At 64.3% G+C, this 8,272-nt stretch carries 8 protein-coding genes; 6 read left to right on the plus strand and 2 right to left on the minus strand.

Annotated features, from left to right (window positions below; all coding sequences use genetic code 11):
- Positions 1-487 precede the first annotated feature (487 nt).
- From HA052_RS26535 to HA052_RS26545, 3 genes are all read left to right on the plus strand, one after another.
- The gene (locus tag HA052_RS26535) at positions 488-1,906 is read left to right on the plus strand and encodes a sigma-54 interaction domain-containing protein (RefSeq protein ID WP_166454350.1); all 1,419 of its coding nucleotides are present in this window, start codon (positions 488-490) and stop codon (positions 1,904-1,906) included.
- A gap of 283 nt (positions 1,907-2,189) precedes the next feature.
- Entirely contained in the window at positions 2,190-2,372 is a 183-nt protein-coding gene (locus HA052_RS26540) for a type II toxin-antitoxin system HicA family toxin (protein WP_043634155.1), read from the plus strand.
- 9 nt (positions 2,373-2,381) lie between these two features.
- Positions 2,382-2,792 (plus strand): type II toxin-antitoxin system HicB family antitoxin, encoded by a 411-nt coding sequence (locus tag HA052_RS26545; RefSeq protein ID WP_081551195.1) that lies wholly within the window; start codon positions 2,382-2,384, stop codon positions 2,790-2,792.
- Between the two features lie 171 nt (positions 2,793-2,963).
- Here HA052_RS26545 and HA052_RS26550 read toward each other — a convergent pair whose 3' ends face one another.
- Together HA052_RS26550 and HA052_RS26555 are read right to left on the minus strand one after the other, a co-directional pair.
- The gene (locus HA052_RS26550; RefSeq protein ID WP_166454351.1) at positions 2,964-3,902 is read right to left on the minus strand and encodes a PDR/VanB family oxidoreductase; all 939 of its coding nucleotides are present in this window, start codon (positions 3,900-3,902) and stop codon (positions 2,964-2,966) included.
- A 15-nt stretch (positions 3,903-3,917) separates the two neighbouring features.
- Positions 3,918-5,063 (minus strand): aromatic ring-hydroxylating oxygenase subunit alpha, encoded by a 1,146-nt coding sequence (locus HA052_RS26555; protein WP_166454352.1) that lies wholly within the window; start codon positions 5,061-5,063, stop codon positions 3,918-3,920.
- Between the two features lie 173 nt (positions 5,064-5,236).
- On the opposite strand from HA052_RS26555, the gene HA052_RS26560 reads away from it, so the two are divergent.
- The 3 genes from HA052_RS26560 to HA052_RS26570 all read left to right on the plus strand — a co-directional run.
- On the plus strand, positions 5,237-6,178 hold the full coding sequence (locus HA052_RS26560) for a GlxA family transcriptional regulator (RefSeq protein WP_346774595.1): 942 nt from the start codon (positions 5,237-5,239) through the stop codon (positions 6,176-6,178).
- A gap of 180 nt (positions 6,179-6,358) precedes the next feature.
- A complete protein-coding gene (locus tag HA052_RS26565) occupies positions 6,359-7,885 on the plus strand; it encodes a fumarate hydratase (RefSeq protein ID WP_166454353.1) in 1,527 nt (508 codons plus the stop codon).
- 140 nt (positions 7,886-8,025) lie between these two features.
- Positions 8,026-8,272 (plus strand): LytS/YhcK type 5TM receptor domain-containing protein (locus tag HA052_RS26570; protein ID WP_277345163.1); only part of this gene is annotated, 247 nt, incomplete at its 3' end.

Raw genomic sequence — 8,272 nt, forward strand, 5'->3', positions numbered from 1 at the left:
GGGTGATGCATGGGCTCTCCTCCTTGCGGCTGTGGCAGCCTGCTGTAGTTGTGTGCCGCGCCTGAGAGTGGCTAACAAATTCCTGATGCTGCGTTGCGCCGACTTGCCGTACTCAAGTACTGCCTGCGTCGGCGCGCCTTGCCTCAGACGTGAAACTGATTTTGTTAGCCGCTCTTAGCGCGACAGTGTAAGGCGTGGCAACATCCATGCCAGCGGGTCTGTTTTTTTAATTGCATGAATTTAAAAGGTTTTTGCGCTTGCTCGAGGCGATAAAAACCGTCAATACTGCAACTATTCATAAAAACGCCGAATTTTCGGCGCCAGCAGTTTAAGCGGCTAAGAGCCTGTTCAAAGGCTAGCGAGCGAGGGCGAGACAAGGCGAAAACGAGCGAAAAAGCGGAACATGAGCATTTTGAGCTTGTTTTTAATGCCGTATCGCTGAAGCGCAGCAGACTTTGAACAGGTTCGTAAAGGAGAAGGGGGAGATATGGACACGGACCTGAACCAGGGCATTGCGCTGTTTGGCGATTTTTTCGACGCGATCGGCCTCTCGGTGGCCATCATCGACCAGGACGGGCGCTACGCCTATTACAACCAGGAGTGCTCGCAGCTGGACGAATACACCGCGGAGCAGGCGCTGGGGGCCTATCTGCTGGAGCTGTACCCGGAACTGGACGAGAACAGCAGCACGCTGTTGCAGGCGCTGCGGCAGGGCCGCAGCTACCGCAATCATTACCAGCGCTACAGGAATCCCAGGGGCAAGGCGGTGCATCAGGTGCATACCACGCTGCCGCTGAAGCGCGCCGACGGCCGCATCGTCGGCGCGGTGGAATTGTCCCGCGATCTGACCGTGGTCAGCCCGCTGCATCAGGCGCTGGTGGATTTGCAGCAGAGCGTGGAGGAGGAGGCCGACGGCGGGCTGATGGGCATCATCACCGACGACGCGGCGATGAAACAGCTGATCCACCAGGCCCGGCGGCTGGCGCGCGCCGACGTGCAGGTGTTGATCCACGGCGAAACCGGCACCGGCAAGGAGTTGTTCGCCCGCTTGCTGCATCAGGAAGGGCCGCGCGCCGAGCGCCCCTTCGTGGTGCTCAATTGCGCGGCGCTGCCGGAGCCGCTGTTTGAAAGCACCTTGTTCGGCACCGTGCGCGGCGCTTTCACCGGGGCGGAGGACCGGCGCGGCGTGCTGGAGTCCGCCCATGGCGGCACTCTGTTTCTGGACGAGATCAATTCGCTGCCGCTGTCCATCCAGGGCAAGCTGCTGCGGGCCTTGCAGGAGGGCACGTTCAGCCGGGTGGGCTCCGGCGCGGAGGTGCGCGTGGACGTGCGGGTGGTGGCGGCCAGCAACGAGTCGCCGCAGCGGATGCTGGACGAGCGCAAGATCCGGCCGGACTTGCTGTACCGGCTGAACGTGGGCTGTCTGGCGGTGCCGCCGCTGCGCGAGCGGCTGCGGGACATCCCGCTGCTGGCGCAGGCTTTCTTGCGCAAGCACGGCAAGGTCACCGGCCACCGCGTGCAGCGCATCAGCCACGCGGTGATGGAGCGCATGCTGCGCTATCACTGGCCGGGCAATGTGCGCATGCTGGAGAACGTGCTGCTGCGCAGCCTGATTCTGTGCGAGGGCGGGGACGAACTGGATTTCCTGCTGCTGGAGGAAGAGGGCGAGGCGGCGCAGCGGCGCGTGGAGGAACGCCGGCCGTCGGCGCCGGCCGCGCCGCCGCCGGACGGCGAGGGCACGCTGGAGCAGCGGATGGCGCGCTATGAGCGCCGGCTGTTGGTGGATTGCCTGGAGGGCTGCGCCAATCTGACCGAGGCGGCGCGCCGGCTGGGCCTGCCACGCGCCACCTTGCAGTACAAGTTGAAGAAACACGGGATACAGCTGGCGCGCACGGTGTTGGGGTGAGCGGAGCGGGGCATGGCGTCCCTCGCAGCTGAGTCGCTGATTGGGAGCCAGAGCGCTTGGCTGCCGGATCAATAACCCCAGGGTTATTGACTGGCCTGTTGTAGAAGCTACAATAAGCTCTGTCCGATAGTCTGCTCAAATGTCGTGCGTGCAAGGGCGCGACAAGGTTAAAACAAAAGCAGAATGTAGAAGTGCTACCTGAGCATTCTGAAGCTGTTCTCACCGTACCGTGTTCACGAAGCGTAGCAGATCGCAAACCGGTTCTAAGTGTAGGGGCGACGCCGTGACCAGCAAAGAAGTCATCAGCATGATAGAGGCCGACGGCTGGTATCTGGTTGCCGCCAAGGGCAGCCATCAACAGTTCAAACACCCGATCAAGACCGGCCGGGTGACGGTGCCTCACCCCAAGAAGGACATACCGATAGGCACGCTGAACAGTATCAAGAAACAAGCGGGTCTCAAGTAAGGAACCATTATGTACTACCCGATTGCAGTTGAACCCGGTGACGACCAACATGCCTACGGCGTCATCGTGCCGGATCTGCCCGGCTGCTTCTCCGCCGGGGACACTCTGGATGAGGCCATCCGGAACGCCCGCGAAGCCATTGAGCTACATCTGGAAGGGCTGGTGGAAGACCTGGACGTCATCCCTCTGGCCAGCAGCGCGCAGGCTCATGTCGGTAAATCCGAGTTTGCCGGCCATCTCTGGGCGCTGGTGGATGTGGACATCACCCGCTATCTGGGTAAAGCGACCAAGATCAATGTCACGTTGCCGGCTAACCTTCTGCACCGTATCGATGAATATGTCGCTTCCCACCCGGAATACGATAGCCGTAGCGGTTTCCTGGCCAAGACCGCGCTAGAAAAGCTGTTGTGTCGGCCGTAAAAGCGGTTAATTTTGCTGTTTGAGCATGGATGTGCCGCGGAGCGCACTCAGCCTAGGCCCGCGAACAAAACCGCGCAGCGTACCTGAGGCAAGGCGCGCCGACGCAGGCAGTACAAGTGGTACGACCAGGAGGCGCAACGCAGGATCAGGGGTTTTGTTAGCGGGCCTTAGTTACAAATCCAGCACCAGCGGCCCGCTCCCCGCCGCTCGCGACACGCAGATCATGATGCGCTCCCGCCGCTCCGCCTCGTTCAAGTATTGGTCGCGGTGTTCGGCGTCGCCGGCCAGCAGCCTGGTTTCGCAGCTGCCGCAATAGCCTTCCCGGCATAAACAGTCCGGTCGCAGCGAGCTCTGCCGTTCTATCGCTGCCAGGATGGATTCGTCGGCGTCCACTCGCAGCCGCAGGCCGGAGCGGGCCAGTTCCACCTCGAAGCCGGCGCTCTCGGCCGCCGTGTCGGCGCTGAAGCGCTCATAGTGCAGCCGCCCGGCCGGCCAGCGCCGCGCGCAGGCGTCCGCCGTTGCCGCGATCAGCCGTTCCGGCCCGCAGACGTATACCTGGCTGTCCGCCGGCGCGGCGGCGATCAGCGCGTCCAGGTCCAGCTTGCGGCCGGCCCGGCTTTCGTACAGGCGGATTCTGGCGTCGCCCCGTTCGCTTCGGTTGGCCAGCTGGGCGGCGAAGGCGGCGCCGGCGGCGTCGCGGAAGGCGTAGTGCAGCTGGTAGTTCGCGTCAGCGCCCAGCGCCGCCATATGGGCGATGAAGGGGGTGATGCCGATGCCGCCGGCGATGAACAGCCGTGGACCGGGCACGGCGGCCAGCGGGAACTGGTTGGCCGGCGCTTGCACCCGCAGGCGGCTGCCCGGCGCCAGTGCGTGCAGATAACGCGAGCCGCCGCGCGAATCCGGCTCGTGTTTGACCGCGATGCGGTAGACCCCGCCGCCGGGGTCCAGCAACGAGTAGGCCGCCGGCCGGCCCGGCGGCGGCATGTCCACCACGATGTGGCTGCCGGACGGGCAGGGCGGGGCCGGGCCGTCCAGCGGCCGCAGGGTGAAGGTTTTGACGCCGGCGGCCACTTCTTCGATGGCGCAGACTTCGGTGACGATGGCGGGCATGCGCGGCGCTCCGGTTCAGCCGCGGTAGGCGGCGGCCACCATCTGGTGGAAATGGGCGATGCCGTGCTCGCTGATGCCGCTGCGCTGGCTGTCCGCCATGATGCGGCCCTGGCCGCGGTAGCCGCGCGATTGCAGCCCGCGTTGCACGCTTTCCACCAGCCGCAGGTCTTCGGGGCGGAATTCGTCGCGCGCCCAGCTGACGAAGCGGCGTTGCTCCTCGCTCAAATCCTGGTTGAGGAAGAGGATTTCGTAATGCTGGACGGTGACGCCGGCGGATTCCGGAAATTCGTAGATCACCGTCATCGCCGCGTCGCCGGGCACCACATTGAACATCACGCCGGGCCACAGCCAGTAGCCGTTGAAAGCCTGGTTGGCGGCCTCACCGTCAAAGGCGTAGCTGCTGTCGCTGGATTGGGCGGCGCCGCGCTGCAAGGTCCAGCGGCCGTGAAGGCTGTGGGTGTAGCCGTCGGTGGTCACCGATTGCGAGAAGCTGGGGTGGGCCGGCGCGCAGTGGTAGCACTCCATGTAGTTGTCGACGATGACTTTCCAGTTGGCCGGCGTGGTGGTGACCACGCGTTCGGCCACTTTCAAGTCCGCCACTTGCGGACACACTTGCATGAAGTGCTCGCGCAGGCCGGCGTATTCGACGTCGATGTCCGGCGCGTCCGGGTCCATGTTGATGAAGACGAAGCCGCAGTATTCGGCCACCCGCAGCGGGCTAAGATGGCTGCCGGCGCGGTCGAAGTCCGCCACTTGCTCGCAGTTGCGCGCGTGCGCCAGCTGGCCGTCCAGCTTGAAGGCCCAGGCGTGGTAGGGACAGGTGATCACATTCTTGGCCTGGCCGCTGCCGCTGAGCAACTCGTGGCCGCGATGAGGACAGACGTTGTAGAAGGCGCGCAGCGCGCCGTCTCGGTCGCGTAGCAGCAGGATGTTCTCGCCTATCACCCGGCGGGTGACGTAATCGTTGGGCCGGGCCAGCTCGCTGCCGTGGCACAGGCAGAGCCAGGATTTGGCGAAGATCTGTTCTTTTTCGTACTGGAACACCTCGTCGGCGGTGTAGCAGCGCGCCGGCAGGGTGTGGGCGCGGTCGATGTCGCGGCAGAAATCGGCGGGCAGTTGCGGCGCGGCGGGCGGGAAATGGATGGCGGCGTGCTGTTGCATGGCGGGGCTCCTTCAAAAGCCTGCGAGTGGGGGACGGCTGTCGATGATTTAACGGCCTGCCGGCGGCGGCGGAGCGGATGGCCGCGACGCTTACTTTTCATTGCGCGACAATTTGGTATTGACGCGAACCGGGCGCTCGCGCTTATGCTGGGCCTTGGATTGGGGAGAGCGCGGTGGACGAATACCATTTCCTGTTGTTGCCGGAGTTTTCCTTCATCGGCTTCGCCGCGCTGATGGAGCCCTTCCGCATCGCCAATCGCTTTCAGCCCGGCGCCAGCCGCTGGCGGCTCTTGTCCGTGGACGGCGAGGCGGTGGCGGCCAGCAACGGCATCGCGCTGATGGTGGACGGCGCGCTGGCGGAGGCCGGGCCGTGCACCTGTCTGTTCGTGGTCAGCAGCTTCCATCCGCTGCGGCATTACACGCCGGAGCTGGGTGCGGCGCTGCGGCGGCTGGAGCGCGGGGGCGCGACCCTGGGAGCGATAGACACCGGCTGTTTCATCCTGGCCGAGGCCGGCCTGCTGCGCGGCGAGACGGTGACGCTGCACTGGGAGGCGATTCCGGCCTTCCGGGAACGCTATCCGCAGGTGACGGCCAGCCAGGAGCTGTTCCTGACCGAGCGGCGGCCTACCTCCGCCGGCGCGGCGGCCGGGCTGGATCTGGCGCTGGCCTTGCTGGCGCGACGTCACGGCCGCGAGCTGGCGCTGGCGGTGTCCGAACAACTGGTGCAGGGCCAGATGCGCAGCCCGTCCGAGCACCAGCGCTTGCAGGTGGCCAGCCGCTACCAGGTGCACAACAAGAAGCTGGCGCAGGCGATACGGCTGATGGAGGAGCAACTGGAGGACCCATGGCCGCCGGAGGAGCTGGCCGCGCGCTGCGGCGCCACTCGCCGCCAGCTGGAGCGCTTGTTCCGCGCCCATCTCAAGGCCTCGCCGGCGGAGTTCTACCGCGCGCTGAGGCTGGACCGCGCCCGCTGGCTGCTGCGTCAGACCGAACTGAGCGTGGTGGAGATCAGCGTGGCCTGCGGCTTTGAATCGCCGTCCTATTTTTCCCGCGCCTATCGCAAGCGTTTCGGCCACAGCCCGAGGGAGGATCGCGAGGACCGCAGCGGCGCTTGAGCGGTTTTCGCCTTGTCTCGCTCTTGCTCGCGAGACTTTGGACCGGTCCGGAGCGGGGGCATTGGCTGGCCGCGGACGGTATTATCGGGTACTGTTGAGGGTTTGGATTGGCGCGGACGGCGCGCCTCCATAAAATAACAGGGCAAGCCCCAAAATCGCCCTACGCTGGAGAAACCCGAAATGGCCATCATCCGTCAGGAAGACTTCGTGCAAAGCATTGCCGACGCCTTCCAGTTCATCAGCTATTACCACCCCAAAGATTATATCGACGCGCTGTACCAGGCGTATCTGAAGGAAGAGAGCCCGGCGGCCAAGGACGCCATGGCGCAGATCCTGATCAACAGCCGCATGTGCGCGGAAGGCAAGCGCCCGATCTGCCAGGATACCGGCATCGCCGTGGTGTTCCTGAAGGTGGGCATGAAGGTGCAGTGGGACGCCGAGTTGTCGGTGCAGGAGATGGTGAACGAAGGCGTGCGCCGCGCTTACCTGAACCCGGACAACAAGCTGCGCGCCTCGGTGCTGCTGGATCCGGCCGGCAAACGCCAGAACAGCAAGGACAATACTCCGGCGGTGGTGCATTTCGAGATCGTCGAAGGCGACGGCGTGGAAGTGACCTGTGCCGCCAAGGGCGGCGGCTCGGAGAACAAATCCAAGTTCTACGCGCTGAATCCGTCCGATTCCATCGTGGACTGGGTGCTGAAGACCCTGCCCACCATGGGCGCCGGCTGGTGTCCGCCGGGCATTCTCGGCATCGGCATCGGCGGCACGCCGGAAAAGGCGATGCTGCTGGCCAAGGAAAGCCTGATGAGCCATGTGGACATTCAGGACTTGAAAGCCAAGGCCGACAGCGGCGCGGAACTGAGCCGCGTGGAGCAACTGCGCCTGGAGCTGTTTGAAAAGGTCAACGCGCTGGGCATAGGCGCTCAGGGCCTGGGCGGCCTGACCACGGTCTTGGACGTGAAGATTCTGGATTACCCCACCCACGCGGCCAGCCTGCCGGTGGCGATGATCCCCAACTGCGCGGCCACCCGCCACGTGCATTTCCACCTGGACGGCAGCGGCCCGGCTTCGCTGGAAGCGCCGCGCCTGGAAGACTGGCCGGACATCACCTACGACAACTCCAACGGCAAGCGCGTCAACCTGGACGCCATCACCCCGGAAGAGGTGCAAAGCTGGCAGCCGGGCGACGTGCTGCTGCTCAACGGCAAGATTCTCACCGGCCGCGACGCCGCGCACAAGCGCATGGTGGACATGCTGAACAAGGGCGAGAAGCTGCCGGTGGACTTCACTAACCGCTTCATCTACTACGTGGGCCCGGTGGATCCGGTGCGCGACGAAGTGGTGGGCCCGGCCGGCCCCACCACCGCCACCCGCATGGACAAGTTCACCCGCCAGATGCTGGAGCAAACCGGCCTCTTGGGCATGATAGGCAAGGCCGAGCGCGGCCCCACCGCGATCGAGGCGATCAAGGACAACAAGGCGGTCTATCTGATGGCCGTCGGCGGTTCCGCCTATCTGGTGTCCAAGGCGATCAAGGCTTCCAAGGTCGTGGCTTTCGAAGATCTGGGCATGGAAGCCATTTACGAGTTCGAGGTCAAGGACATGCCGGTGACGGTGGCGGTGGATTCCTGTGGCTCCAGCGTGCACAACACCGGCCCGGCCGAGTGGCGCGTGAAGATAGGGAAGATTCCGCTCATCCCGGTGTAAAGTCTGGATGGAAAGAAACGGTCGCCTTCGGCGGCCGTTTTTGTTTGGCCAGCGGCGCTTGAAAACGGTTTGATCCAGACCAAAGTGGGACGGCGCGCGCTCGCCTATGCTCGGCGGCACACCCTTATTGTGCTGCCCACATGCTGACCGAGTTTTCATTGATCCTGACCTTGTTGCAGCAGATGTGCGTTTACTTGGTGATCGCCTATCTGCTGTCCAAGACGCCGCTGTTCATCCCGCTAACCCAGGTCACCATCCGCCTGCCGCACAAGCTGGTGTGCTATCTGGTGTTCTCGGTGTTCTGCGTGATGGGCACTTATTTCGGCTTGCACATCGACGATTCCATCGCCAACACCCGCGCCACCGGCGCGGTGCTGGGCGGCATGC

It is taken from the genome of Chromobacterium fluminis (assembly GCF_011602385.1).
Lineage (GTDB): Bacteria > Pseudomonadota > Gammaproteobacteria > Burkholderiales > Chromobacteriaceae > Chromobacterium > Chromobacterium fluminis.

Coding starts and splice junctions, on each gene's coding strand:
- HA052_RS26545 (WP_081551195.1), top strand. CDS start 2,382: ATGTACTACCCGATTGCAGTTGAACCCGGTGACGACCAACATGCCTAC.
- HA052_RS26565 (WP_166454353.1), top strand. CDS start 6,359: ATGGCCATCATCCGTCAGGAAGACTTCGTGCAAAGCATTGCCGACGCC.
- HA052_RS26550 (WP_166454351.1), bottom strand. CDS start 3,902: ATGCCCGCCATCGTCACCGAAGTCTGCGCCATCGAAGAAGTGGCCGCC.
- HA052_RS26535 (WP_166454350.1), top strand. CDS start 488: ATGGACACGGACCTGAACCAGGGCATTGCGCTGTTTGGCGATTTTTTC.
- HA052_RS26555 (WP_166454352.1), bottom strand. CDS start 5,063: ATGCAACAGCACGCCGCCATCCATTTCCCGCCCGCCGCGCCGCAACTG.